The sequence below is a fragment of the Bradyrhizobium sp. 137 genome, from assembly GCF_023074095.1.
In the GTDB taxonomy this organism is placed as follows: Bacteria; Pseudomonadota; Alphaproteobacteria; order Rhizobiales; family Xanthobacteraceae; genus Bradyrhizobium.
The window spans coordinates 46,949-69,905 of record NZ_JADPKU010000055.1; the positions used below are offsets into that span (position 1 = coordinate 46,949).

Annotated in this window: 24 protein-coding genes; 4 read left to right on the top strand and 20 right to left on the bottom strand. The window is 64.5% G+C overall.

All coding sequences use genetic code 11. The features are described from left to right. Positions 1 to 152: 152 nt before the first annotated feature. Genes IVA78_RS16660 through IVA78_RS16670 form a run of 3 tightly spaced genes read right to left on the bottom strand, consistent with a single transcriptional unit; the run spans position 153 to position 3,184 of the window. Complete coding sequence (locus IVA78_RS16660; RefSeq protein WP_247281825.1) at positions 153 to 1,136, bottom strand: SGNH/GDSL hydrolase family protein; 984 nt, start codon at positions 1,134 to 1,136, stop codon at positions 153 to 155. Positions 1,137 to 1,148: 12 nt separating this feature from the next. Further along, positions 1,149 to 1,928: an SGNH/GDSL hydrolase family protein gene (locus IVA78_RS16665; RefSeq protein ID WP_247281826.1), complete on the bottom strand. Its 780-nt coding sequence runs from the start codon at positions 1,926 to 1,928 to the stop codon at positions 1,149 to 1,151. Then, positions 1,928 to 3,184: an OpgC domain-containing protein gene (locus tag IVA78_RS16670; protein WP_247281827.1), complete on the bottom strand. Its 1,257-nt coding sequence runs from the start codon at positions 3,182 to 3,184 to the stop codon at positions 1,928 to 1,930. The genes IVA78_RS16665 and IVA78_RS16670 overlap by 1 nt, the downstream gene beginning before the upstream one ends. A 197-nt stretch (positions 3,185 to 3,381) precedes the next feature. On the opposite strand from IVA78_RS16670, the gene apaG reads away from it, so the two are divergent. Beyond that, positions 3,382 to 3,774, top strand: a complete 393-nt coding sequence (gene apaG / locus IVA78_RS16675; RefSeq protein WP_176945497.1) for a Co2+/Mg2+ efflux protein ApaG — start codon at positions 3,382 to 3,384, stop codon at positions 3,772 to 3,774. A 187-nt stretch (positions 3,775 to 3,961) separates the two neighbouring features. Here the strand turns inward: apaG and IVA78_RS16680 are convergent, their stop codons facing one another. From IVA78_RS16680 to IVA78_RS16690, 3 genes are all read right to left on the bottom strand, one after another. After that, on the bottom strand, positions 3,962 to 4,969 hold the full coding sequence (locus tag IVA78_RS16680; RefSeq protein WP_247281828.1) for an Hsp33 family molecular chaperone: 1,008 nt from the start codon (positions 4,967 to 4,969) through the stop codon (positions 3,962 to 3,964). 155 nt (positions 4,970 to 5,124) lie between these two features. Continuing rightward, positions 5,125 to 6,048, bottom strand: a complete 924-nt coding sequence (gene argF, locus IVA78_RS16685) for an ornithine carbamoyltransferase (protein ID WP_247281829.1) — start codon at positions 6,046 to 6,048, stop codon at positions 5,125 to 5,127. Beyond that, the gene (locus tag IVA78_RS16690) at positions 6,048 to 7,256 is read right to left on the bottom strand and encodes an aspartate aminotransferase family protein (RefSeq protein ID WP_247466567.1); all 1,209 of its coding nucleotides are present in this window, start codon (positions 7,254 to 7,256) and stop codon (positions 6,048 to 6,050) included. The genes argF and IVA78_RS16690 overlap by 1 nt, the downstream gene beginning before the upstream one ends. A 468-nt stretch (positions 7,257 to 7,724) precedes the next feature. Here IVA78_RS16690 and IVA78_RS16695 point away from each other — a divergent pair, with 468 nt between their 5' ends. Then, positions 7,725 to 8,237, top strand: a complete 513-nt coding sequence (locus tag IVA78_RS16695; RefSeq protein WP_247281831.1) for a GcrA family cell cycle regulator — start codon at positions 7,725 to 7,727, stop codon at positions 8,235 to 8,237. Positions 8,238 to 8,497: 260 nt separating this feature from the next. Here IVA78_RS16695 and phoB read toward each other — a convergent pair whose 3' ends face one another. From phoB to IVA78_RS16765, 14 genes are all read right to left on the bottom strand, one after another. Further along, positions 8,498 to 9,205, bottom strand: a complete 708-nt coding sequence (gene phoB, locus IVA78_RS16700; protein ID WP_008143479.1) for a phosphate regulon transcriptional regulator PhoB — start codon at positions 9,203 to 9,205, stop codon at positions 8,498 to 8,500. Positions 9,206 to 9,219: 14 nt separating this feature from the next. Continuing rightward, on the bottom strand, positions 9,220 to 9,936 hold the full coding sequence (phoU, locus tag IVA78_RS16705) for a phosphate signaling complex protein PhoU (RefSeq protein ID WP_091884957.1): 717 nt from the start codon (positions 9,934 to 9,936) through the stop codon (positions 9,220 to 9,222). Between the two features lie 11 nt (positions 9,937 to 9,947). Further along, positions 9,948 to 10,769 (bottom strand): phosphate ABC transporter ATP-binding protein PstB, encoded by an 822-nt coding sequence (pstB, locus tag IVA78_RS16710; RefSeq protein WP_247466570.1) that lies wholly within the window; start codon positions 10,767 to 10,769, stop codon positions 9,948 to 9,950. Beyond that, the gene (gene pstA, locus IVA78_RS16715; RefSeq protein ID WP_247281832.1) at positions 10,766 to 11,611 is read right to left on the bottom strand and encodes a phosphate ABC transporter permease PstA; all 846 of its coding nucleotides are present in this window, start codon (positions 11,609 to 11,611) and stop codon (positions 10,766 to 10,768) included. The genes pstB and pstA overlap by 4 nt, the downstream gene beginning before the upstream one ends. Positions 11,612 to 11,615: 4 nt before the next feature. Next, positions 11,616 to 12,605 (bottom strand): phosphate ABC transporter permease subunit PstC, encoded by a 990-nt coding sequence (pstC, locus tag IVA78_RS16720; protein WP_247282048.1) that lies wholly within the window; start codon positions 12,603 to 12,605, stop codon positions 11,616 to 11,618. Between the two features lie 159 nt (positions 12,606 to 12,764). After that, positions 12,765 to 13,778: a phosphate ABC transporter substrate-binding protein PstS gene (pstS, locus tag IVA78_RS16725; RefSeq protein WP_247281833.1), complete on the bottom strand. Its 1,014-nt coding sequence runs from the start codon at positions 13,776 to 13,778 to the stop codon at positions 12,765 to 12,767. A gap of 145 nt (positions 13,779 to 13,923) precedes the next feature. Continuing rightward, positions 13,924 to 15,222, bottom strand: coding sequence for an ATP-binding protein (locus IVA78_RS16730; RefSeq protein ID WP_247281834.1), 1,299 nt, complete (start codon positions 15,220 to 15,222; stop codon positions 13,924 to 13,926). A 33-nt stretch (positions 15,223 to 15,255) separates the two neighbouring features. After that, positions 15,256 to 16,311 (bottom strand): lysylphosphatidylglycerol synthase domain-containing protein, encoded by a 1,056-nt coding sequence (locus IVA78_RS16735; protein WP_247281835.1) that lies wholly within the window; start codon positions 16,309 to 16,311, stop codon positions 15,256 to 15,258. A 414-nt stretch (positions 16,312 to 16,725) separates the two neighbouring features. Beyond that, positions 16,726 to 17,157, bottom strand: a complete 432-nt coding sequence (locus IVA78_RS16740; RefSeq protein WP_247466572.1) for a GNAT family N-acetyltransferase — start codon at positions 17,155 to 17,157, stop codon at positions 16,726 to 16,728. A 19-nt stretch (positions 17,158 to 17,176) separates the two neighbouring features. Next, a complete protein-coding gene (locus IVA78_RS16745) occupies positions 17,177 to 17,395 on the bottom strand; it encodes an Rdx family protein (protein ID WP_247281837.1) in 219 nt (72 codons plus the stop codon). An 11-nt stretch (positions 17,396 to 17,406) separates the two neighbouring features. Beyond that, on the bottom strand, positions 17,407 to 18,312 hold the full coding sequence (locus IVA78_RS16750) for a haloalkane dehalogenase (protein WP_247281838.1): 906 nt from the start codon (positions 18,310 to 18,312) through the stop codon (positions 17,407 to 17,409). After that, entirely contained in the window at positions 18,309 to 18,899 is a 591-nt protein-coding gene (locus IVA78_RS16755) for a TetR/AcrR family transcriptional regulator (RefSeq protein WP_247281839.1), read from the bottom strand. Before IVA78_RS16755 ends, IVA78_RS16750 begins: the two co-directional genes overlap by 4 nt. A 126-nt stretch (positions 18,900 to 19,025) precedes the next feature. After that, positions 19,026 to 19,325: a hypothetical protein gene (locus tag IVA78_RS16760; RefSeq protein WP_247282049.1), complete on the bottom strand. Its 300-nt coding sequence runs from the start codon at positions 19,323 to 19,325 to the stop codon at positions 19,026 to 19,028. A 2-nt stretch (positions 19,326 to 19,327) separates the two neighbouring features. After that, a complete protein-coding gene (locus IVA78_RS16765; RefSeq protein ID WP_247281840.1) occupies positions 19,328 to 20,722 on the bottom strand; it encodes an OmpA family protein in 1,395 nt (464 codons plus the stop codon). 164 nt (positions 20,723 to 20,886) lie between these two features. Between IVA78_RS16765 and IVA78_RS16770 the strand changes: the two genes are divergently transcribed. Beyond that, positions 20,887 to 21,945: a polysaccharide deacetylase family protein gene (locus IVA78_RS16770; RefSeq protein ID WP_247466575.1), complete on the top strand. Its 1,059-nt coding sequence runs from the start codon at positions 20,887 to 20,889 to the stop codon at positions 21,943 to 21,945. 149 nt (positions 21,946 to 22,094) lie between these two features. After that, on the top strand, positions 22,095 to 22,904 hold the full coding sequence (locus tag IVA78_RS16775) for an SDR family oxidoreductase (protein WP_247466578.1): 810 nt from the start codon (positions 22,095 to 22,097) through the stop codon (positions 22,902 to 22,904). Positions 22,905 to 22,957 lie beyond the last annotated feature (53 nt).

A 22,957-nucleotide genomic window follows, 5' to 3' on the forward strand; every position in this document is an offset into this window, starting at 1 on the left:
GAGGGGGAGGGTCGGCTCACATGGAGCGCAACGAAATGTGAGACGGGGTGGGGTGACGGTCTTTCCGCATCCAACGCCCGAGCGGAGAGATCACCCACCCCGCTCGCCTGTGCGCGATCGACCCTCCCCCTCCCAGGGGAGGGTGAAGCAACCTACATCGGCCGATACGTGCGCACATCCGCGGGCACGTTCACACCGAGCTTGATCTGGCCGACGGAGCGGATGATGTCATCGGCGAGGAGTTGGGCGAAGCATGCGTAGCCCCAATCGTTCATGTGCAGGCCGTCGGCGATAACGAAACTCTCGACCGGGATCGCCTGCTTCTCGTGCCAGTCGCGCATCACCTCGAAGCGCGGGAAGATGCCAACGTGACGGAGCTCGGCGACCTTGCCGAGCAGCTTCACCATCTTGCCGGCGCTCTCGGCGCGCTGGTTGACCGCCGGCGAATATTGCGGATCGACCAGCACGATGTCGGCGCCACCGGCGGCCTGGATGCGGCTGATGCCGTCCTCGACCAGTTTTGCGGTATCGGCGGGATCGAGATTGCGCAGCACGGCGTTGGTGCCGACCTGCCAGATCACGAGATCCGGATGCACGTCGATGACCTGCGTCTGGAGGCGCTTCATCATCTCGGGCGCATCCTCGCCACCGACGCCGGCATTGATGACGGTGATGTCAGCGGTCGGATAGTGCCGGCGCAGCTGTGCGGCGAGACGGTTCGGATAATTGAACTCCGGCGAGCTCGCACCGAATCCTGCGGTGGACGACGAGCCGAACGCGACGATGACGACGGGCTGGCCGGCGACGAGCTTGCTTGCGACACGCGGCAGCGAGCCCATCGCCTTCGAGCCGCCCTTCGGCGGCAGGCAGGGCACGCGGCTGAAGATGTCGCCGGCGGACTTTGCGACTTCCTTCACCTTGTCGATGGCGCGCGCCGTGACGCCGCGCTGCTCGGGGGACGTCGCGGCGACGGTGGTCTGGGAGGGCGGTGCGGCAGCGGAATCAGCCGGCTGCGCGGGCGTCGCCTGAGCGGCTTGCGTCTGCGCGCGCGGCTGCGAAGCGGGCATCAGCAGCAGCAGCGCCGCCGCCGCGGGCGCCAGCCATGACGTCAGGCAAAAAGGGCGGAGAGAACTCATTAACGCTAGACCTCAATTTTGCTGCTGGGCCGGCTCCAGATGGGCAGCATCAATCACGAACTGTGCCAACGCCCGGCCAAGGCAATCATGGACCTGTTTCGCCAGTTCAGGCCCGCGGGACGGGTTGAACAAGTCGAACTGGCCCTGATCATTCCACTGTCGCATGATCGCGAAACGGTCGAACAGTGGGACGTCGTGCTCCTGCGCCACCACACGCATATTATCGAGAAAAGGCTGCGCCGAGATCATGGTTTCGGTACGCGGACTGTACTGCAAATTCATCAAGACGACGTCAGCCCCTGCCTTTTGCAACGCGGTAACCCCTTCGGTTACCGCGCCGCGAAAATCGTCGGGATCGATGGATCGGATAGCATCCACGGTCCCGGTCTGCCAGATGACCAAAGTAGGCATTTTTGCTTCCATCAGCTTAATGAAAGTGGACGCGGTCTCCCCTGCCGTTTTCTTGCTCTGTATTTCTACGGAGACGTGCACCACTTCGGACGCGGGCAGCTTCTCCTTGAGGATCGTCTCCATGCGCGCCGGATATGAGCTGCTCTCCGAGGATGGAATCGTGGTCGAGCGGCTTCCGATGACCAGAATCTCGAGCGGCTTGCCGGACTTGATGGCATCGGCGACTTTGGGAAGCTGGCTTTCGCTGGTAAGCAGATAGGACGGCAATTCGCAGGCCGGGGGCGCGGCCGAGGCAGCAGGCGCAGCATCGCCCGCGCGCGCCGTGGCCGCGGCGAGGCCACCGCATAGCAGGATCAGGCTCAGGAGAACCTTCGCCTTCATCAGCCCCCTCCCGCCAGATCGGCGTTGCCGACGGCGTTTTTGGTTTTCGCACCGCTCTTGTCAGCCACGCGCTTGTACCACGAAATCACCCACGCCACCCCCCACATGATCAGGATTCCGGAGAGACTAATCAACGCATGCATGGCTGCCCCGCCGGAAACTTCGGCCAGGATGAAATGGCCGGCGAAAGCCAGGAAGACGCCGAGACAGAAGATCTCGAGCGAATGCTGCCCGCATAGGATCAGCGGCCGCAGCCAGGGCGATTTCAGGCCCGGCCAGGTCCGCGGCAGGAAGCGCACGGTGAGCGCGGCCAGCGCCAGGAAATGTGTGAAGCGCAGCACGTCGAGATCGGTCTTGTCGATCGGATACATCCACTGCTCGATCCGCTTCGGCATGAAGTGGCCGAGCTGCGGCACGTACCAGGTCAGCGTCACGTAGAACGCCGCGGCGAGATAGGCGATCGAGATCCACATCGTCACGGGTGATGCCAGAATGCGCGACATGCGCCGCGCGCCTCCGAGCGCACACCATGCACCGAAGACGAAAAGCAATTGCCAGGCCAGCGGATTGAACGCCCAGAAGCCGTTCGGATAGGCCGAGAAGTAGAGGTCGTATTCCCACGTCACGGCGTAGAGCACGACCGAGAGGCCGAGCGTGACGTCGGGCTTCCACTTCATCGACCACAGGATCAACGGCAGCGCCAGCATCAGCACGATGTAGAGCGGCAGCACGTCCATGTTGACGGGCCGGAAGCGCAGCAGCAGCGCCTGCACGATGGTGACGTCGGGCTGCTTGAGGAAATCCATGATGCCCATCTCTTCGGTGTAGAGCGGGTTCTCGAAGCTGGTCGCCACATAGGAGATTTCGGCGAGGAAGATCGTGAACAGGAAGACGTGGGCGACGTAAATCTGCCAGACGCGGCGCAGGATGCGCGCGGTGGCGATGACGGCGCCGCTCTCCAGCATTGCCCGGCCGTAGACGAAGGCGGCGGTATAGCCGGAGATGAAGATGAAGATCTCGGTGGCGTCGCTGAAGCCGTAATTGCGAATGGTGAACCAGGTCAGCAGGCTGGTTGGCAGATGGTCGATGAAGATCAGCCACAGCGCCAGGCCGCGGAACAGATCGAGCCGGAGCTCGCGCTCGCCGATCGCCGGCAGCGTAATGGCTGGCGCGGCGGCGCGCGGCTTGGTCCCTGCGGGTTTGGCACCGGCGGTTCCCGCGATCGTCGATCCCGTCACTTGGTCGGCAATGGTCATCGGGGCCAAAAACCCTTCCGCAAATCGCGACGTTCAATGGAGTTTACCGGTCCGGCCGTCGTCTCGCAAAGCGGCCGGATCACATAAGGTTGTCTCCCCCTTGGGAGTCCCTTCCCCGCGAATTCTGGCGGGACGATGTCGCCAAAGCCGTCTCCGGCGTTTGGTTCCCCGGGCGGATTTCGCTATGATGGGCCATCATGTACCGCGCCGTGACCCGCCAGATCGAAGTGACCGTCGAGCCGAACTTTGTTCCGGAGCAGTCGTCGGCCGACCGCTCCCGCTATTTCTGGTCCTACACCATCGTCATCACCAATTCCGGTGACGAGACCGTGCAGCTGAAGACGCGGCACTGGATCATCACCGACGCCTCCGGCCGCCAGCAGGAGGTGAAGGGCGAGGGCGTCGTCGGTGAGCAGCCGATCCTGGCCCCCGGCGAGCGCTTCGAATACACCTCCGGCGTGCCGCTCACGACCGCCTCCGGCTTCATGACCGGCCGCTACCAGATGGTCAGCGAAAGCGGCGAGCGCTTCGAGATCGACGTGCCGACGTTCTCGCTGGACAGTCCGGACAACAAGCGGGTGTTGAACTAGCCTCCGATGTCATTCCCCGCGAAGGCGGAGAATCCAGCAAGCCGCGGCCTATCGGTTCAATCAGTGTTTGGCTCAATCACTGTCGTCTCGGAGTATTGGATCGCCCGATCACGGCCGGGCGATGACAGCGAGTATGTGCGAGCAGCCTCCCCAGCCTCGTCATTCCTAGCCTAGCTATGCGCGATGCCTAGGCGTCCTCCACGCCCGCCTCGTGCGGCGTGAACTGGTAGACCGACGAGCAGAACTCGCAGGTGACGACGACCTTGTCGTCCTTGACCATCGCGGCGCGATCGTCGGGCGAGAAGCTCTTGAGCATCGAGGCAACCGCATCGCGCGAGCAGGAGCACCGCGCTTCCAGAACCTGCGAATTGAACACGCGCACGCCGCGCTCGTGGAAGAGGCGAAACAGCAGCCGCTCGCCGGAGAGCTCGGGATCGATCAGCTCGACGTCCTCGACGGTCTCGATCAGCGAGCGCGCCTCGACCCAGGCGTCGTCTTCGGCGACGCTGTGCACCTCGCTGCCTTCGGGCGCATCCCCGGGATGCAGGTCCGCCTGCCGCGCGCGCTCCGGCGCCTTGGGCAGAAACTGCATCAACATGCCACCGGCGCGCCAGCGATGCTTGCCGCCGTCGCTACTGCGCCACTCCTCGCCGACCGCAAGACGCACGCGCGTCGGGATCTGCTCGGAGCGGAGGAAATATTCGTGAGCGGCCTCTTCCAGGCTGCCACCGTCGAGCGCGACCAGACCCTGGTAACGGCTCATGTCGGGGCCCTGGTCGATGGTCATGGCGAGATGACCGCGGCCGAGCAGCGTGCCGGAATCTTTGGCGTTACCGAGACGCGCGGCATCGAAACGCGCATAGGCGCGCAGGCGATCCGGCGCCATGTAGTCGACGACAAGGAACGACACCGGACCGTCGGTTTGGGCCTGGAGGATGAAGCGGCCCTCGAATTTCAGCGCCGAGCCGAGCAACGTCGTCAGCACGATGGCCTCGCCGAGCAGCTTGCCGACGGGAGCGGGATAATCGTGCTTGGTGAGAATGTCGTCGAGCGCCGGACCGAGCCGCACCAAGCGGCCGCGCACGTCGAGTGCGTCGACCTCGTAGGGCAGCACGGCGTCATCGATCGGAACCGGTGATGGCGCGCGAACCGGGCCTTCTGGCCCGGTTTTCATGTCAGGGGATTGGGAAACCATGGCCGTGTATCTGGGGTCGGAGGTGGGAAATGGAAGGGGGCGCGAGGGAGTGTTCCCGAGGCAGTTATGATCACACACGATACTGCTGGTTCGGCGTCGTCCCGGCTTCTCGCCAGGACGACGAACCAAACCCACTTCGCCTTCACCAGGCTGCGCTACTTCACCGCGTCAAAGCACCAGGCCAGAATGCCCTTCTGCGCGTGCAGGCGGTTTTCGGCCTCGTCGAACACGACCGATTGCGGGCCGTCGATCACTTCATCCGTGACCTCCTCGCCGCGATGGGCAGGCAGGCAGTGCATGAACAGCGCGTCGGGCTTGGCCAGCGACATCAGCTTGGCATTGACCTGGTAGGGCTTGAGCACGTTGTGGCGGTGCTCGCCTTCCTTGTCGCCCATCGACACCCAGGTGTCGGTGACGACGCAGTCGGCGCCCCTCACGGCGGCTTCCGGATCGGTGCCGAGCACGATCGGCGCATTGGTCATCTTGATCCAATCGCGCATCGCCTTTTTCGGCGCGAGCTCCGGCGGCGTTGCGACGTTGAGCTGGAACTTGAAGCGCTCGGCGGCGTGGGCCCAGGACGCCAGCACGTTGTTGTCGTCGCCTGTCCAGGCCACCGTCTTGCCCTCGATCGGGCCGCGATGCTCCTCATAGGTCATGAGGTCGGCCATCACCTGGCAAGGGTGCGAACGGCGCGTCAGGCCGTTGATGACGGGCACGGTCGCATGGGCCGCAAGCTCCAGCAGCGCCTCGTGATTGAGGATGCGGATCATGATGGCGTCGACATAGCGCGACAGCACGCGCGCGGTGTCGGCGATGGTCTCGCCCCGGCCGAGCTGCATTTCGGCGCCGGTGAGCATGATGGGCTCGCCGCCGAGCTGGCGCATGGCGACGTCGAACGACACCCGCGTCCGCGTCGAGGGGCGCTCGAAGATCATCGCCAGCGTCTTGCCTTCGAGCGGCCTGACCGGCTGATGCGCCTTCTGCTTCGCCTTCATGGCGGAGGATGCGGCGAGCATGCGCTTGAGCTCCGACAGCGGGAGCTCGTTGATGTCGAGGAAGTGCTTTGGCGAATTGCTCATCAGCTTGCCGCCCGCTTGGTCTGACTGCACGAGATCGCCGCGCAGGCGCGCTCGAGCCGCCCGACGCTGTCCTCGATCTCGGCTTCGGTGACGATCAGAGGCGGTAGGAAGCGCACCACATTGTCGCCGGCGCCGACGGTGAGCAGCTTTTCGTTGCGCAGGGCGGTAACGAGATCACCCGAAGGCACGACCGCCTTGATGCCGATCAGGAGCCCCTCACCACGGACTTCGCTGACGACATCAGGATAGCGATCGATCACCGAGGCGAGCTTCTGCTTGAGCAGCAGCGACATCCTCTGCACGTGATCGAAAAAGCCGGGCTCGAGCATGACGTCGAGCACGGCGTTCGCAGCGGAAATCGCGAGCGGATTGCCGCCGAAGGTCGAGCCGTGCGAGCCGGGCGTCATGCCGGAGGCCGCTTCCGCGGTGGCAACACAAGCGCCGATCGGGAAGCCGCCACCGAGCGCTTTCGCCAGCGACATCACGTCGGGGGTGACGCCGAGACGGCGATGCGCGAACAGATCGCCGGTGCGGCCCATGCCGGTCTGCACCTCGTCGAACGCGAGCAACAGGCCCTTCTCGTCACAGAGCTGACGCAGCGCCTTGAGGAAGGCGGGTGTTGACGAACGCACACCGCCCTCGCCCTGGATCGGCTCGATCAGGATGCCGGCGGTCTGCGGACCGATCGCCTTCTTCACGGCCTCGATATCGCCATGCGGGACCTGGTCGAAGCCATCCATGGGCGGGCCGAAACCTTCAAGATATTTTGCCGAGCCCGTCGCCGCCAACGTCGCCAGCGTGCGGCCGTGGAAGGCGCCTTCGAAGGTGATCATGCGATAGCGATCGGGATGGCCTTTGGCGGCATGATAGCGCCGCACGACCTTGATCACGCATTCCAACGCTTCGGCGCCGGAATTGCAGAAGAACACGAAGTCCGCGAAACTTTCGTTGCACAAACGCGTTGCAAGCCGTTCGCCATCGGGACTCTGGAACAGGTTCGACATGTGCCAGAGCTTGGTCGCCTGCTCCTGCAATGCCTTGACCAACGCAGGATGGGCGTGGCCGAGCGCGTTCACGGCGACGCCCGAGGTGAAATCGAGATAGCGATCGCCATTGGTCGCGATCAGCCAGCAGCCTTCGCCGCGCTCGAAGCCAAGGTCCGCCCTGGCGAAAACGGGAAGCAGATGCGGCGCGGCGCTGTTGGTCATGACCATCACGTGGATGTTGCATTTGGACGTTGAGACCTGCCTGGCATGCCTTGCGCAGCGCACCATTGACCGGTCCGGAAAACGAAACGTGCCGCCTTTTAAGGGCGGCACGCGTCACCATCTTATGCCTGGCAAGACGGGTGTCAATGCCGCCCGGAAAGCCTCGCGAAACGCGAAATCCGTAGTCTTGCGGTGCCGATCTTGCGGGGTTTTCACCACGGAACATGTGGAAGCGAGTCGGCGGACTCTTGCGCGGGAGTCACGCCATATTGTAGCGTTTGGACTGTCAGATACGACATCTCGTGCAGCGGTTCTGATCCCAAGAGTCCTCATGTACCGGCGTAAACGTTCGGGCGTCAGTCACGCGCCCGGCGAGCCTTAAGGGATTCTGACGGCACGGGTTTTTCAAGGCTTAAGCATTCGCTGTGAGGCCCCAGGATGGCGGCGCGCAACGAGGGAAAGGGTGCAATGACGGTTTTGACCTGGTCCGACGATCGCGTCGAGCAGCTGAAAAAGCTCTGGGAGGCCGGACTTTCGGCCAGCCAGATCGCGGCCGAGCTCGGCAATGTGACCCGCAATGCCGTGATCGGCAAAGTGCACAGGCTCGGCCTGTCGGGCCGCGCCAAGAGCCCTTCATCGGCAGCGCCGCGGCCGCGCAAGGCGCGGCCCGCGCAGCATATGATGCGGGTGACCCGGCCGATCTCGCGCGGCAACACCGCGCTGGCGCAGGCCTTCGAGGTCGAGGTGGAGGCCGAACCGGTCACCTACGACAACGTGGTGCCGATGAGTCAGCGGCTGTCGCTGCTGGAATTGAACGAGGCGACGTGCCACTGGCCGGTCGGCGATCCCTCCAGCCCGGACTTCTTCTTCTGTGGCGGCAAGGCGCTGTCAGGCCTGCCCTACTGCGCCCAGCACTCGCGCGTCGCCTATCAGCCGGCAGCGGATCGCCGGCGGGCGGCACCGAAGCCGAGCACGCGGTGATTATTTCCTGAGATCGAACCGGCAGCCGTCACGCGGTGACGGCGCAACAAACCCGACGTCGTCCCGGACAAGCGAAGCGCCGGACCGGGACCGATAGCCACCGCAAGCCGTGGTTACGGGGACTCGGAGTTACCTTTTCGCGCAACAACCACGTCCTGTGGCTATGCGTCCGGATCGGCGCTTCGCTCCGGACAACGCTGCGCGTTGCCGGGAGCTACGCTTGTCCGGGACGACGACCGAGCTTGGTGACGCAGTTGGGCCTACGTCTGCTCCGCCTTTGCAAACCGATCATCCAGCGCATAACCCGCGCCGCGGACGGTGCGGATCGGGTCCTGCTCGCGGCCGAGATTGAGCAGCTTGCGCAGGCGGCCGATATGGACGTCGACGGTGCGCTCGTCGATGTAGATGTCGCGGCCCCAGACGCTGTCGAGCAGCTGCTCGCGCGAGAACACGCGGCCGGGATGCTCCAGGAAGAACTCCAGCAGGCGATATTCGGTCGGGCCGAGATCGATCGGCCGGCCCGAGCGCGCGACGCGGCGCTTGTCGCGATCGAGCTCGATGTCGCCATAGGCGAGCACGGTGGCGAGCCGCTCGGGGCTTGCGCGCCGCAGAAGGCCCTTCACGCGCGCGAGCAGCTCCGGCACCGAGAACGGCTTGACGATGTAGTCATCGGCGCCGGTCGCAAGACCCCGCACCCGCTCGCTTTCCTCGCCGCGCGCGGTCAGCATGATGATCGGGAGCTGCTTGGTCTCGGGACGGGTGCGCAGCCGCCGACACAACTCGATGCCGGACAGTCCCGGCAGCATCCAGTCGAGCACGATCAGATCGGGGATGTGTTCCTTGAGGCGGGTGTCGGCGTCGTCGCCGCGCATTACCGTCTCCACGTCATAGCCGTCGCCTTCGAGGTTGTAACGGAGAAGCTCGGTGAGAGCTTCCTCGTCCTCAACCACCATAATGCGTGCGCCCATGTTGTCGTCGCTCCCTAGGTATTCGGTACCGTCGTGGCGAAGGTCGTCATGTCGCCCTTCGGCCGCTTGTCGGTGATCGCCTGCCCCTCGATCATGTAGAACACGGTCTCGGCGATGTTGGTGGCGTGATCACCGATGCGCTCGATGTTCTTGGCGCAAAACATCAGATGGATGCAGAACGAGATGTTGCGCGGATCCTCCATCATATAGGTGAGGAGCTCGCGGAACAGAGAGGTGCAGATGGCGTCCACTTCCTCGTCGCCCTTCCACACCGCCATCGCCGCCGGCAAATCGTGCGCGGCATAGGCATCCAGCACCGACTTGACCTGCTGCTGCACGAGGTCGGTCATGTGCTCCAGGCCGCGGAACAGTTTCAGCGGATGGAAGTCCGTCTCCAGCGCCGCAACGCGCTTGCCCATGTTCTTGGCGAGGTCGCCGATGCGCTCGAGATCGGTGGCAACGCGCATGGCGCCGACGATCTCGCGTAAATCCACCGCCATCGGCTGGCGGCGGGCGATGGTGAGCACGGCGCGCTCCTCGATGCGCTTCTGAAGCGCGTCGAGCTCGGCATCGGTGGTGACGACGCGCTGGCCGAGCGCGACGTCGCGGCGGATCAGCGCGTCGACGGAATCGACGATCATGCGCTCGGCGATGCCGCCCATCTCGGCGACGAGGCGAGTGAGCTCCTGGAGGTCGGTATCGAAGGCCTTTGCGGTATGTTCAGTACCCATGTCCCGTCTCCTCAGCCGAACCGGCCGGTGATGTAATCCTGCGTACGCCGGTCGCTCGGCGACGTGAAGATCTTGCTGGTGTCGTCGAACTCGATCAGCTCGCCGAGATACATGAAGGCGGTTTTATCAGAGACGCGCGCCGCCTGCTGCATGCTGTGGGTGACGATCGCGATCGTGTAGTTCTCGGACAATTCCTGGATCAGCTCCTCGACCTTGGCGGTCGAGATCGGGTCGAGCGCCGAGCAGGGCTCATCGAACAAGATCACTTCGGGCCGCACCGCGACCGTGCGGGCGATGCAGAGGCGCTGCTGCTGGCCGCCGGAGAGCGACAAGCCGGACGCGTTGAGCTTATCCTTGACCTCGTTCCACAGCGCGCCGCCGCGCAGCGCCTTCTCGACGCGGTCGTCCATCTCGGACTTCGAGATCTTCTCGTAGAGGCGGATGCCGAAGGCGATGTTCTCGTAGATCGTCATCGGGAACGGCGTCGGTTTCTGGAACACCATGCCGACCCGGGCGCGCAGCAGGTTGAGGTCCAGCTTGGGATCGAGGATATTGGTCTGGTCGAGCAACAGCTGGCCGGTGGCGCGCTGGCCCGAATAGAGATCGTACATCCGGTTGAAGATGCGCAGCAGGGTCGACTTGCCGCAGCCCGACGGGCCGATGAAGGCCGTGACGCGGTTGGTGCCGAGGGCCAGATTGATGTTCTTCAGCGCGTGGTGCTCACCGTAGTAGAAATTGAGGTTGCGCGCGGTGACCTTGGCAGGCGCCTCGGGTAGCGGCTGTGAGCCGGGATGAACGGTCGGCGCACTTACGGAAACAGACATTTCACTCATTTTGCAGTCCTCTCGGCGCCAAGGATGCGCGCGCCAATGTTCAGGGCAAGCACGGTCAGGGTGATGAGCAGCGCCCCACTCCAGGCGAGCTGCTTCCAATAGGCGTAGGGGCTCTGCACGAAGTTGTTGATGGTGACAGGCAGGTTGGCCATCGTCTTGTCGAGGCCGAGGCTGAAGAACTGGTTCGACAGCGCCGTGAACAGCAGCGGCGCGGTCTCGCCGGCGACGCGCGCAGTCGCCAGCAGCACGCCGGTGATCAGGCCGGAGCGCGCGGCACGATAGGCGATCCGTTTGATCACCAGCGAGCGCGGCAGGCCGAGCGCGCTGGCAGCCTCACGCAGCGGGTTCGGCACCAGCAGCAACATGTCTTCGGTGGTGCGCACCACGACCGGGATCACGATCACGGCGAGCGCCAGCGCGCCGGCGATCGCCGAGAAGCCGCGCATCGGCACCACCACCGCGCCGTAGATGAACAGGCCGATGATGATCGAAGGCGCCGAGAGCAGGATGTCGTTGATGAAGCGGATCACCGAGGTCAGCTTGTCGTTGCGGCCGTACTCGGCGAGATAGGTGCCGGCGAACAGGCCGAGCGGCGCGCCGATGCCGACGCCGATCACGGTCATGATCAGCGAGCCGACGATGGCGTTGAGCAGGCCGCCCTCGTTCGATCCGGGCGGGGGCGTGTTCTCGGTGAAGACCTGGTAGTTGAGCCCGGCCAGGCCATTGTAAAGCAGCGTGATCAGAATCAGCGCGAGCCAAGTGACGCCGAAGGCGGCGGCTGCGATGCAGAGACCGCGGATGACGATGTCCCAGCGGCGACGGCGCGAATAGATCGGGTTCATGGCGTCACTTTCCGGCCTTGGTTTCCAGCCGCATCAGCATCAGCCGCGCGGCCGCGAGCACGAAGAACGTCAGCACGAACAGGAGCAGGCCGAGCAGGATCAGGCCGGACTGGTGCAGGCCGTCACTCTCGGCGAATTCGGAGGCGATCGCCGCCGAGATCGTGGTGCCCGGAGCGAAGATCGACGAGGAGATGCGGAACGAGTTGCCGATGATGAAGGTCACCGCCATCGTCTCGCCGAGCGCGCGACCGAGCGCCAGCATGACGCCGCCGATGATGCCGACGCGGGTGTAGGGGATCACCACGCTGCGGACGACTTCCCAGGTGGTGCAGCCGACGCCGTAGGCGGCTTCCTTCAGCACCGGCGGCACCGTCTTGAACACGTCGACCGAGATCGAGGTGATGAAGGGCAGCACCATGATGGCGAGGATCAGCGCGGCATTGAACAGGCTGAGATAGGACGGCGGACCTGCGAAGATCGCCCCCAGCACGGGGACGCCGTCGAAGACCCTGATCATGAACGGCTGGAAGGTGTTGGCCAGGAACGGGCCCAGCACGAAGAAGCCCCACATGCCGTAGATGATCGAGGGAATGCCGGCGAGCAGCTCGATCGCCATGCCGATCGGGCGGCGCAGCCATTGCGGGCAGAGCTCGGTGAGGAAGATCGCAATACCGAGACCGACCGGAATGGCGATCAGCATCGCGATGAAGGAGGTGACGAGCGTGCCGTACATCGGCCCGAGCGCGCCGAGCACGGGCGGATCGGCCGACGGCGCCCAGCGCTGCGTCCATAGGAACGAGAGGCCGTATTCCTTCATCGCGGGGAAGGCGCCAACGATCAGCGAAATGATGATGCCACCGAGGATCAGCAGCACCGAGATCGCGGAAAGTCGCGTGATCCAGTAGAAGGTGACGTCGCCGAGCTTGAACGCGCTCAAGGCCTTGGCGCGGTCATACGGTCCGGCGTCGTCGATTACGTCGCTCTGAACGGCCATCTCTGCCACGCCGATCCCCTGTACCCAGATTTATAGACGCTTGTTGCCGGTCCCGCGCCCCCGACACAGCACGACGCTGATCGGGGCCCGGTTGTTGTCCCGGCGCAGCGCAGCAGCATTTCACGCTGCTGCGCGTCCGGGACATGAGAGCCGTTCGCCTCAGCTCTTGATCTCGGCGGCCCAGGTCTTCTCGATCAGCTGGACGACGCTGTCCGGCATCGGGATGTAGTCGAGTTCTTCAGCCGCCTTGCCACCGTTCTTGAACGCCCAGCGGAAGAACTTGATGGCTTCCTGGGAGGCGGCCTTGTCGGTCGCAGACTTGTGCATCAGGATGAAGGTCGCCGCCGTGATCGGCCAGGACTTCTCGCCCGGCTGGTCGGTCAGGATGACGTAATAGCCGGGAGCCTTGGCCCAGTCGGCGTTGGAGGCGGCGGCCTGGAAGGCCTCGACGGTCGGCTGCACCGGCTTGCCGGCCTTGTTGACGAGACCGGTGTAGGTCAGCTTGTTCTGCTTGGCATAGGCGTACTCGACATAGCCGATCGAGTTCTTAGTCTGGCTGATGTTGCCCGACACGCCTTCGTTGCCCTTGGCGCCGACGCCGACCGGCCACTCCACCGCGGTGCCTTCGCCGACCTTGCTCTTCCAGTCCGCGCTGGCCTTGGAGAGATAGTTGGTGAAGTTGAAGGTGGTGCCCGAACCGTCGGAACGGCGGACCACGGTGATCGCCTCCGCCGGCAGCTTCACGTTCGGATTGAGCTTCTTGATCGCGGCGTCGTCCCATTTGGTGATCTTGCCGAGATAGATGTTGGCCAGCGTCTCGCCGTCGAACACCAGCTCGCCGGGCTTCACGCCCTCGAGGTTGACGACGGGGACGATGGCGCCCATCACCATCGGCCACTGCACGAGACCGTCCTTCTCGAGCTGCTCGGCCTTGAGCGGCGCGTCGCTGGCGCCGAAGGTCACGGTCTTAGCCAGGATCTGCTTGATACCGCCGCCCGAGCCGATCGACTGGTAATTCAGACCGTTGCCGGTCTCCTTCTTGTAGGCATCAGCCCACTTTGAATAGATCGGGAACGGGAACGTCGCACCGGCACCCGTGATATCGGCAGCAAAGGCCGCCGTCGCCGAGGCGGCGACCAAGCCGGCAGCGACGATCGTTTTGAGGAAATTCATGCTGGTCTCCATACAGGGGGAGCGAAGCGCCGTCCGCGCCCGATCGCGCTCCCCGCGCCGCCCCTTTAGGAGCGGTCGGCTGTGCTTTTACGAAGGTTTCGTGACAGCTGGATGACACCCTCAAGCAATTGGAATCGCTTGATTTTCAGGTCGCAGCCGAAGTCCTCGTCTGGGGAAAACAGGCGGTAAAAGTGGCGCCCTGCCGGGGGACGCTTTCGATCAGAAGCCGGCCGCGATGACGGTTAAGAATATGTTTCACCAGCGATAATCCGAGCCCGGTTCCGCCCTGCGCGCGGCTGTCGCCGACGTCGACCCGGTAGAAGCGCTCCGTCAGCCGGGGCAGGTGCTCCGGTGCGATGCCGGGGCCGAAATCCCGGACCATGACGCGGATTTCCTGAGCCCCATCAGTGACCGCGCTTGAGGTCAGCGACACAATGACGCGTCCGCCCGATGCGCCGTATTTGAGCGCGTTCTCGATCAGGTTCTCGAACAGGCGGAGCAGCTCCTCGCGGTCGCCCGCGATCATCACGGCGGCTTCCGGCAGATGGGTCTCGACATCGACCTGGCGCTCCCGCGCCAGCGGTTCGAGCCCGTCCGCGACCTGGCGGATGATCGGCAAGAGATCGACCAGGGTGTCGGGGCGGACATGGGCCGACAATTCGACCCGCGACAGCGACAGCAAATCGTCGATCAGGCGCGCCATGCGGGTGGCCTGGTTGTGCATGATGCCGAGGAAGCGCTCGCGCGCTTTTGGATCGTCCTTGGCCTGGCCCTGGAGTGTGTCGATGAAGCCCGACAGTGCGGCGAGCGGAGTGCGCAGCTCGTGGCTGGCATTGGCGACGAAATCGGCCCGCATCTCCTCGACCCGCCGCAGCGGCGTCTGGTCGTGGAAGGTCATCAGCATGCACTTGTCGGCGCCGCCGAAGGTGGTCGGCACCGGCACCGGCGTGATCATGAGCTCCATCCAGCGATCGACCGGAACATGATCGAGATAGGTCGCGCGCCGCGGCTCGGTGGTCGCGATCGCCTCGCGCAAGGCCGTGATAATCTCCGGCGAGCGCAACGCGAACTGGGCAAGCTCGTTCCTGCGCAGCGCCGGCGCGAGCTGGGCGGCGGCGGCATTGAGGTGGATGACGCGGCCGGCGCGGTCGAGCAGCACCGCAGGATCCGGCATGCCGGCAACGACCGCGGCCACCGCCGCGCTCTCGACCGGATTGATGCGCCTGACGTCGTCGCGCGAGGCGGCGGGATCGTGCAGGCGCCAGGGAATCAGCGCCGCGGCTGCAATGCAGAGGAATACGGTGGCAGCGTGCAGCACCGACAATTCGCCGAGCGAAACCACGACGGACAGCGCCAGCGCCGCGGCGATCAGCACGATGGTCGAGTGTCGCAGCCGGTCGGACCAGGGCTGGCTGGAGGGAGAAGATGGGGCGTCGATCGCCATCGGGGAGGGCTTCTCCTAAAAGGCCTGCGTCGGTCAGGCGCCGCTGTCGCTGCGCTCTCTCACATAGGCGGCCTCACGCGCCGGACCGGGATCGAGCTTGAGCGCCGCCTGCTGCAAGCGCTTCGAACGTGCGCCGATTATAACTTCCCGAAACGTCAGCAAGATTACAGATATGACGAAGGGGGACAGATAATAGAGGACGCGGAACAGGAGCATTCCACCCAGAAGCTCCTCCCGGTCCATCTGCCAGAGGCCGACCAGCATGGCGGCGTCGAACACGCCAAGACCTCCGGGTGAATGGCTGGCAAAGCCGAGCAGTGTCGCCGAGACGAAGATCACTGCGACCACGACGAAGCCGAGATTGGGCTCGTCCGGGACCAGCACGTACATCGCGAGCGCGCAGAAACCGAGATCGACAATGCCGATCGCGATCTGGAGCAGCGTCAGCGGGCCGCCCGGCAGCACTACGGTCCAAGGCCCCCGGCCGACCACCCGCGGCTGGGTCCAGACCCATACCACATAAGCGACCAGCCCCACGATGATCATCAGCGCCAGCGTCCGGTTCAGCCAGGCCGGCAGTTGGTCGATCGCGGCGGCGGCCTCCGGATGGTAGGAGATGCCGAGGCCGAGCACGGCGGCATTGCCGAGCCAGAAGGTCAGGCCGGCGAGGAAGCAGATCTTGGCGACGTCGATCGCGTTCAGCCCATAGGCCGAATAGATGCGGTAGCGCACCGCACCGCCAGTGAAGACGCTGGCGCCGACATTGTGGCCGATCGAATAGCTGGTGAAGGCGGCAAGCGCGTTGATCCGGTAGGGCACATGGGCGTGCCCGATCGCACGCGTGGCGAACAGGTCGTAGAAGGTCAGGGTGAAATAGCCCGCAGCCACGAACAGCGCAGCCATCGCAATCTGGCTCGGCTCGGTACTTTTGATTGCCTCGATGACCTCGTTGCGATCGATGCCTCGCAGCATGTGGTAAAGCACATAGCAAGCGATGCCGATGACCGCGACGCTGATCACAACTCCAAGCTTATGCAGGACTTGCTTCTGGCGCAGAAACGTCGTCGCTCTGCGGATGGCTTCCAGCATCTAGACCTCGAACAACGCTTCAGCGGCCAGGGTGGCCGGCGGACAGGCGGACGACGCACGGGCACTCGACGAACCGGCTCCGGCATCGCGCATGCCCCCTGCCCCTCCACTAGCGCGTTTTCGGACGAAGTGGAATTCGCCAATTCGAACAAAAACACGTGCCTTCAATGTTTTAGGCAGGTTGGGGGCTCCTGATGCAAGGTTTGGCGCCTTCGGCGGCAAGGCTTAATGCGAATCTCCTTGGCAATCCTGCGCAGACGCCATGAAGTTTTGATGATTTCAACCGCACAATGTTCCGTCACGGCTTAAGCCGACGTCAATCTATGGGGCACGCCGGCCTGTTGAAAGAGGGGCCGACCCGGACATTGTTCACGGATTCGAATGCGCCGGAAGGGTGCTGGGCGCAGAATGGACTCAAGGCGCGGTTACATAGCCGCGGCGATGGGCACCGGCCTGATCCTCGAAAATCGCCATGGCCGTGGTCATCCGCCGGAAACCCAGACGTTCGTAAAAACCCTCTTTGCCGGGGACCGCGTAGAAGATGATTTTCCGGTGGGTCCGGCATCGCACAAGCAAGCGCTCGATGATCTCGCGGCCAAGGCCCTGTCCCTGACGATCAGGGTGCACGGCAACATCGCAGAGATAGGCGCAGTCGCGACCGTCGGCCAGCACGCGCCCGGCACCGATCAGCCGCCCCTCGTCACAAGCAAAGGTGCGAAACATGCTGTTGCCGAACACGAGCGCAAGATCGGTCGGCGTCTTGTGGCCGAGCGGCGCGATGCGATAGAGCTCGGAAAGCTCGTGCCAATCCACGGCGGCGAGATCGTCGGTCCAGGCAATCGACATTGGCAAAGCCCTCCCCGCGTCAGTGCCGCGCGGCCGCGACGATATCATCGGCGCCGGGAAAGTGCCCCTTGCTGCGGCTGGCGACGATCCGGTCGCCGAGCCTGATCTGGAAGATCTTGCCCTTGCCGGGGACGAGGTCCGACTCCAGCGCCAGTTGCCGGCGGAGCGCCGCAGCCACGTCTCTGGCGCGCTTCTCGTATCCGCACGGGCGGCAACAAATGATGGTCACGGCAGACATCTCGTCCTCCTTCAGGCCGCGAGTTGCGGACGCACCGCTTCGATGCCGGCGATCCAGCCGGCGACGGAGCGGCCAATCGCTTCCGCGTGATCCTCCTGAAGATAGTGCAGGCCCGGCCCGAGACGGACAAGCGCGCAGTGCTTGAGCGAGGCAGCGAACGTCTCGGCAAATTCCGGAGCGACGAGCGCACCCGGCTCGCCTGCAAACAGCAGCTTTGGATATGACGCTTCGGCGAGCGATGCATGCGCCGATTGCAGCGCTGCGTAGACATCGGCTGGCTCGCCTGCGATCGGCAGCTCACGGGGGAAGGCGAGGACGGGACGGCGGCTCTCCCGCGTCGGAAACGGCGCGCGATAGGGCGCCATCTCCTCCTCGCTCAGCGTGCGCATGATGCCGCCGGGCAGCACGCGCTCAACGAAGGCATTCGCCTCCAGAACCATCGCCTCGCCCTCGCCCTGCGTCCTGAACTTGCGGAAGGTCTGGCGCGCCGCGTCGGTCTGGTGAAAATCCTGCCAGCTCGGCATCGGTCGGATGAACTCCATGAAGGCGAGGCCGCGCACGAAGGTCGGACGGCGCGCGGCGAGATGAAATGCGAGCGCAGTGCCCCAATCCTGGGCAACGAGATAAGCCGAGGACAAGCCGAGCTGTTCAATCAACGCATCAAGGTAGCCGGCGTGATCAACGAAGCGGTAGGCGATGTCGGGCTTGCCGGACTCGCCGAAGCCGATGAGGTCGGGCGCGATGCAATGCGCGACCGGCGCCACCAGCGGCAGGATGTTGCGCCAGATGTGCGAGGAGGTGGGATTGCCGTGCAAGAACAACGCGACCGGCTGATCGCGCCCTCCTGTCGCGCGGTAAGCCATCGTGCTCCCAAGCACGGACGCGGTGCGCATTTCCATGTTGACTGGCTTGCTCATGTTGGCTCCCTGAACACAGTTTGAAATGCGATAGTCTTGAAACGTTCGAGCGCGTCCGGATTGCGGTCGACTTTCATGCGCAGGATCGCCCCCTGCCAGGACGCAAGCAGGAAGTCGGCAAGCTCCTCGGCCTCGAAATCGGACGCGATTTCGCCGCGCGTCTGTGCCCCGGCTATGCAGGCCGCGAAGGGCATGCGCCACTCGGCAAAAATTTCGGCAAGACGGGTGCGCAGCATCTCGCTGCTGCCGGCCGCTTCGAGACTGAGGTCCCCGATCAGGCAGCCGCGACCATAGCCGTCGGCCTCGAGCCGACCGGTGATGATGTCGAGATAGCGCCTGAGCCGAGCCCGCGGCGTCAGCGAGGTGTCGTCGAGGGCTTCCGCGACCAATCCCCTGGTGATGGCGAAGTAGCGGTCGAGCACCTCGGAGGCGAACGCCTCCTTGGAACGAAAATGATTGGTGAAGGACCCCTGCGGGGCGCCCGCCGCAGCGGTGACGTCACGTACGCTGGTACCGTGATAGCCGGTCCGGAACATGACTTTGAGGCCGGCGTCGAGGATGGCGTCTTTGAGCGAGGGCTTTGGCATTAAGCGATAATACGCACGTACGTATTATTGTCAACCAGACCTCCCGTTTCGGCAATATACTTGTTTGATCAATGTGTTACCGTAATGAAAGAGGCAAGCTCCGCCGATCAGTCAGAGCTTCAGGCTTCACACTGCTGGCGGCGTGCTTCGCGAGACTACCCGGTCGCGCAGCCAGGCACCGATGGTGCAACCAACGAGATAACACGCGAACATGATCAGGCCAAGGTCGAGCCAATAGCCGAAGCGGCCGGGGACCACGTGCGCAAACGACGCCGCGACCATGGCGGCGGCAAGCGCGGCGAGCCACCGCGCGGTCACCTTCGAGGTGCCGTTGCCACGCTGGACCACGGAGATCCAGCCCATGCAAAAGCCCAGCAGCAGCGAGCCGACCAGCCAACCCATATGGAACGAAGCCAGATAGGGCATCATCACCTCACCAGAAATTCGATGCGGCGGTTCTGCGCCTTGCCGTCGTCGGTGTCGTTGCCGGCGAGGGGCTGCGTGCTGCCGTGGCCGACCGCAGTGAAGCGGCTGGCGGGCAGGCCGGCCTTGACCAGATAATCGATCACCGCCTGCGCGCGCTTCTCCGAGAGAGCCAGGTTGAAGGAATCCTCGCCGTCGGCGTCGGTATGCCCGGCGACCTCGATATTGGCGGTGGGACAGCGCAACGCCGTCTCGATCAGATGGTCGAGAATGCCGGCGGAATCCGGATCGATATCGGCGCGCTTCGCCGTGAAGCGGATCTTGCCCTTGGCCAGGAGATCCGAGAACAATTGCTGGCACACGGTGCCGTCGACGGGGCCTGCCGCAGGCTTCACCGTAATCTCCGGCTTGTATTGCCAGTTCTTCGGGAAGTCCTTGCCCGGCCCTGCGCGGATGTCACTGGCGGCACCTTCATAGAGTGCATCGCCCGACAGCTTCACCTCGCGATCCGTGACCACGAGCGTGCCGGTGGACAGCCGCGACAGCGCGCCGAGCGCTGCGACAATGGCGGTGTTGAACGAGCCGGGCGCCCCGATGCTGGCCTTGAGATTGTCCACGACCTTCTCGTTGAAGAACTTTCGCGAGGCGCTGGTTGCGATCGCCGCGTGCACATTGCTGTCCGGGACATAGCCTGTCAGCGTCAGCGTCGCGGCCACCGGATCCTTGTAGGCCTGGAAGATGTAGGGCGGCGCCTTGACGTCGTTGGCGGCGATCGAAAAACCCTCCGGCAGGTTTTTCAGTGCGGCCGCAATCGCCTCGCGACCACCGAGTTCGCGCGCCATGCCCGACAGATTGACCTTGGTGTCGGTTATCGTGATCTTGCCGTCCTTGAGCTTGCCAATCTGATCGAGCAGCAATGTCGCGGCGGCCTCGAACCGTGGCGGCGCACCGCGCGCCAAGCCCATCTGATCGGTCACCTCGACGCCGGCGACTTCCTTGCGCGCCGCCTCGGTCAGACGCGCCCGCATCGAGGGCAGCGGCGCGGAGCCCGACAGGGTCACCCGCACCACGTCACGTTCGGCATTCCAGACGAAGGGTTTGGCCTCGGGAACAAGGCGGGTCCGGTCGTCGACCAGCCGCACACCGGGGACGGCTTCGACCGCCGTCACGGCATCGCGGCGTCCTTCCTCGGAGAACGCATCCGCCGCCAGGCTGACGTCGCGGCCGTCGACCGCGATCCGGGTCTTGTCCAGAACGGTATCCTTGAGCGCCGCCGCGCTGCGGGCCGACAGGTCCGCCTCGACCGGCAACGTGTTATTCCAGGCCGCAAATCCCCACATGACGACAAGGGGGATCAGCCCTGGCCACCATTTGCTGGCCCACCTGAAAAGCTTCTGCATTCGACGACCCGAACTCTGGAACCGGAGACAAAACAAACCCTTGGCAGGCTGTCAAACCGGAAATGGTGCCCTTCTGGAGGCCCGGCGTCGACAATTGGAATAACTTTTTGTTCAAGGGTTCTCCCGTAAGTTGAAGGCGGAATGCCAGAGTCCGCCAGCCGGCCATGAAGCAACTGCGTAACAACGTCATCCGCGCCGGGCTGGAAGCACTCTATTTCAGCGGGGCGCACCATCTGTTGCGCCCGCTTTTGTCGGGCGTCGGTGCCATTTTCATGCTGCACCATGTGCGGCCGGCCCGCGAGGCCGCATTCCAGCCGAACCGTCATCTCGAGGTCACGCCCGAATTCCTGCGCGCCACGCTGTGCCATCTGCGCGCGCGCGACATCGACATCATCGGCATGGACGAGTTGCATGAGCGGCTGGTGCATGGCCGGTTCGATCGCCGCTTCGCCGCCTTCACCCTCGACGACGGCTATCGCGACAATCTCGATCATGCGCTGCCGGTGCTGCGCGAATTTGACGCGCCTCTCGCGGTCTATGTCGCGAGCGATTTCGCCGAGGGCACCGGACGTCTGTGGTGGACGGCGCTGGAAGCGGCGATCGCCAAGGCCGAGCAGATCGACGTGAAAATCGGCCATTCCACGCTGCGGCTCGATGCGACGACGCCCGCCGCCAAGCAGGCGGCATTCGACCGTTTGCACGACTGGCTGCGCGCGCTACCGGGCGAACACGATCTCAAGCGCGAGATCGAAGGCCTCTGCACGAATTACGGCATCGACATGGAAGCGCTGTGCCGCAGCCTCTGCCTGTCGTGGGACGAGGTGAAGACATTGGCCGCCGATCCCCTGGTCACGATCGGCGCACACAGCATCAGCCATTGCAATCTCGCCAAACAGGCGGAGGGGATCGCCGCGCACGAGATGGCGGTGAGCCGCGCGCGGATCGAGCAAGCCCTCGGCCGTCCCGTGCAGCACTTCGCCTATCCCTATGGCGACCGTGAAGCGGCGGGCGCGCGTGAATTCGCGCTCGCTGCGGCAGCCGGGTTCAAGACGGCAGTGACCACGCGGCCCGGCATGCTGTTCGCCGAAAACGCCGGCCACATGACCGCGCTGCCGCGCGTTTCGCTCAACGGCAACTACCAGGACACACGAATTCTGCCGGTGCTGACCTCGGGCGCCGCGACCGCGATGTGGAACGGCTTTCGCAGGATTGCGGCGGCTTAGCATCAACCGCATCCGTCGTCCGGACGGCGGCCCATGGGCCCTAGCCGGGACGACGCCGAGTGGATCAATGCGCCCAGGCGCTCCGAGATGACAAGATTGACTCCCCTCCCGGCCGCGCCCACAACGCGTGACAACCGAAGGGAGGCACCATGTTCAACGATCTGTATTCACTCAAAAGCCGCGTTGCGCTCGTGACCGGTGGCTCGCGCGGCATCGGCAAGATGATCGCGGCGGGCTTTCTCAGTGCAGGTGCTGCGAAGGTCTACATCACCGCGCGCAAGGCAGGGCCGTGCGAGCAGACCGCCAAGGAGCTCTGCGCGCGATATGACGGCGAATGCATCGCGCTGCCGATTGACATCTCGACGGTCGAAGGCTGCGACAGGCTGGCCTCCGAGATCATCAAGCGCGAGCCGAAGCTCGACATCCTCGTCAACAATGCGGGCGCGGCCTGGGGTGCGGATTTCGACGAGTTTCCGGAGAGCGGCTGGGACAAAGTGATGGACCTCAACGTCAAGGCGCCGTTCTTCCTGACCAAGGCGCTGGCCGGCCCCTTGCGCGCGGCAGCCTCCGCCGAACGGCCGGCGAAGGTGATCAACATCGCCTCGATCGACGGCATCTTCGTCAATCCGATGGAGACCTATTCCTATGCCGCGAGCAAGGCCGGACTGATACATCTGACCCGGCGCATGGCGGTGAAGCTGATCTCCGACCACGTCGTGGTCACGGCGATCGCGCCGGGGCCGTTCCAGTCCGACATGAACCGCGCCGCGCGCGACCATGGCGACGAGGTCGCAACGCGGGTGCCCGCGGGGCGCATCGGCACTGACGAGGACATGGCGGGCGCCGCGATCTATCTCGCCTCGCGCGCGGGGGATTACGTCGTGGGCGCGACCATCGCCGTCGACGGCGGCATCGTCTATGCGAATCCGGGGATCAAGGGGAGCGGATGGGATAGCTGAGGGGTTGCGGGGGTTCGATGCTTTCGCCTCACGCGCGCCGTCATGCCCAGCGA

Bases quoted from the DNA above. Each gene is read 5' to 3' on its own strand.
- IVA78_RS16765 (WP_247281840.1), bottom strand. From the start codon at position 20,722: ATGCAGAAGCTTTTCAGGTGGGCCAGCAAATGGTGGCCAGGGCTGATC.
- phoU (WP_091884957.1), bottom strand. From the start codon at position 9,936: ATGGGTACTGAACATACCGCAAAGGCCTTCGATACCGACCTCCAGGAG.
- IVA78_RS16760 (WP_247282049.1), bottom strand. From the start codon at position 19,325: ATGCCCTATCTGGCTTCGTTCCATATGGGTTGGCTGGTCGGCTCGCTG.
- pstC (WP_247282048.1), bottom strand. From the start codon at position 12,605: ATGGCCGTTCAGAGCGACGTAATCGACGACGCCGGACCGTATGACCGC.
- IVA78_RS16670 (WP_247281827.1), bottom strand. From the start codon at position 3,184: ATGACCATTGCCGACCAAGTGACGGGATCGACGATCGCGGGAACCGCC.
- IVA78_RS16665 (WP_247281826.1), bottom strand. From the start codon at position 1,928: ATGAAGGCGAAGGTTCTCCTGAGCCTGATCCTGCTATGCGGTGGCCTC.
- IVA78_RS16730 (WP_247281834.1), bottom strand. From the start codon at position 15,222: ATGGCGATCGACGCCCCATCTTCTCCCTCCAGCCAGCCCTGGTCCGAC.
- IVA78_RS16660 (WP_247281825.1), bottom strand. From the start codon at position 1,136: ATGAGTTCTCTCCGCCCTTTTTGCCTGACGTCATGGCTGGCGCCCGCG.
- IVA78_RS16745 (WP_247281837.1), bottom strand. From the start codon at position 17,395: ATGTCTGCCGTGACCATCATTTGTTGCCGCCCGTGCGGATACGAGAAG.
- IVA78_RS16755 (WP_247281839.1), bottom strand. From the start codon at position 18,899: ATGCCAAAGCCCTCGCTCAAAGACGCCATCCTCGACGCCGGCCTCAAA.
- IVA78_RS16735 (WP_247281835.1), bottom strand. From the start codon at position 16,311: ATGCTGGAAGCCATCCGCAGAGCGACGACGTTTCTGCGCCAGAAGCAA.
- IVA78_RS16695 (WP_247281831.1), top strand. From the start codon at position 7,725: ATGACGGTTTTGACCTGGTCCGACGATCGCGTCGAGCAGCTGAAAAAG.
- IVA78_RS16690 (WP_247466567.1), bottom strand. From the start codon at position 7,256: ATGACCAACAGCGCCGCGCCGCATCTGCTTCCCGTTTTCGCCAGGGCG.
- argF (WP_247281829.1), bottom strand. From the start codon at position 6,048: ATGAGCAATTCGCCAAAGCACTTCCTCGACATCAACGAGCTCCCGCTG.
- pstS (WP_247281833.1), bottom strand. From the start codon at position 13,778: ATGAATTTCCTCAAAACGATCGTCGCTGCCGGCTTGGTCGCCGCCTCG.
- IVA78_RS16770 (WP_247466575.1), top strand. From the start codon at position 20,887: ATGAAGCAACTGCGTAACAACGTCATCCGCGCCGGGCTGGAAGCACTC.
- apaG (WP_176945497.1), top strand. From the start codon at position 3,382: ATGTACCGCGCCGTGACCCGCCAGATCGAAGTGACCGTCGAGCCGAAC.
- IVA78_RS16740 (WP_247466572.1), bottom strand. From the start codon at position 17,157: ATGTCGATTGCCTGGACCGACGATCTCGCCGCCGTGGATTGGCACGAG.
- IVA78_RS16750 (WP_247281838.1), bottom strand. From the start codon at position 18,312: ATGAGCAAGCCAGTCAACATGGAAATGCGCACCGCGTCCGTGCTTGGG.
- pstA (WP_247281832.1), bottom strand. From the start codon at position 11,611: ATGAACCCGATCTATTCGCGCCGTCGCCGCTGGGACATCGTCATCCGC.
- phoB (WP_008143479.1), bottom strand. From the start codon at position 9,205: ATGGGCGCACGCATTATGGTGGTTGAGGACGAGGAAGCTCTCACCGAG.
- IVA78_RS16775 (WP_247466578.1), top strand. From the start codon at position 22,095: ATGTTCAACGATCTGTATTCACTCAAAAGCCGCGTTGCGCTCGTGACC.
- pstB (WP_247466570.1), bottom strand. From the start codon at position 10,769: ATGAGTGAAATGTCTGTTTCCGTAAGTGCGCCGACCGTTCATCCCGGC.
- IVA78_RS16680 (WP_247281828.1), bottom strand. From the start codon at position 4,969: ATGGTTTCCCAATCCCCTGACATGAAAACCGGGCCAGAAGGCCCGGTT.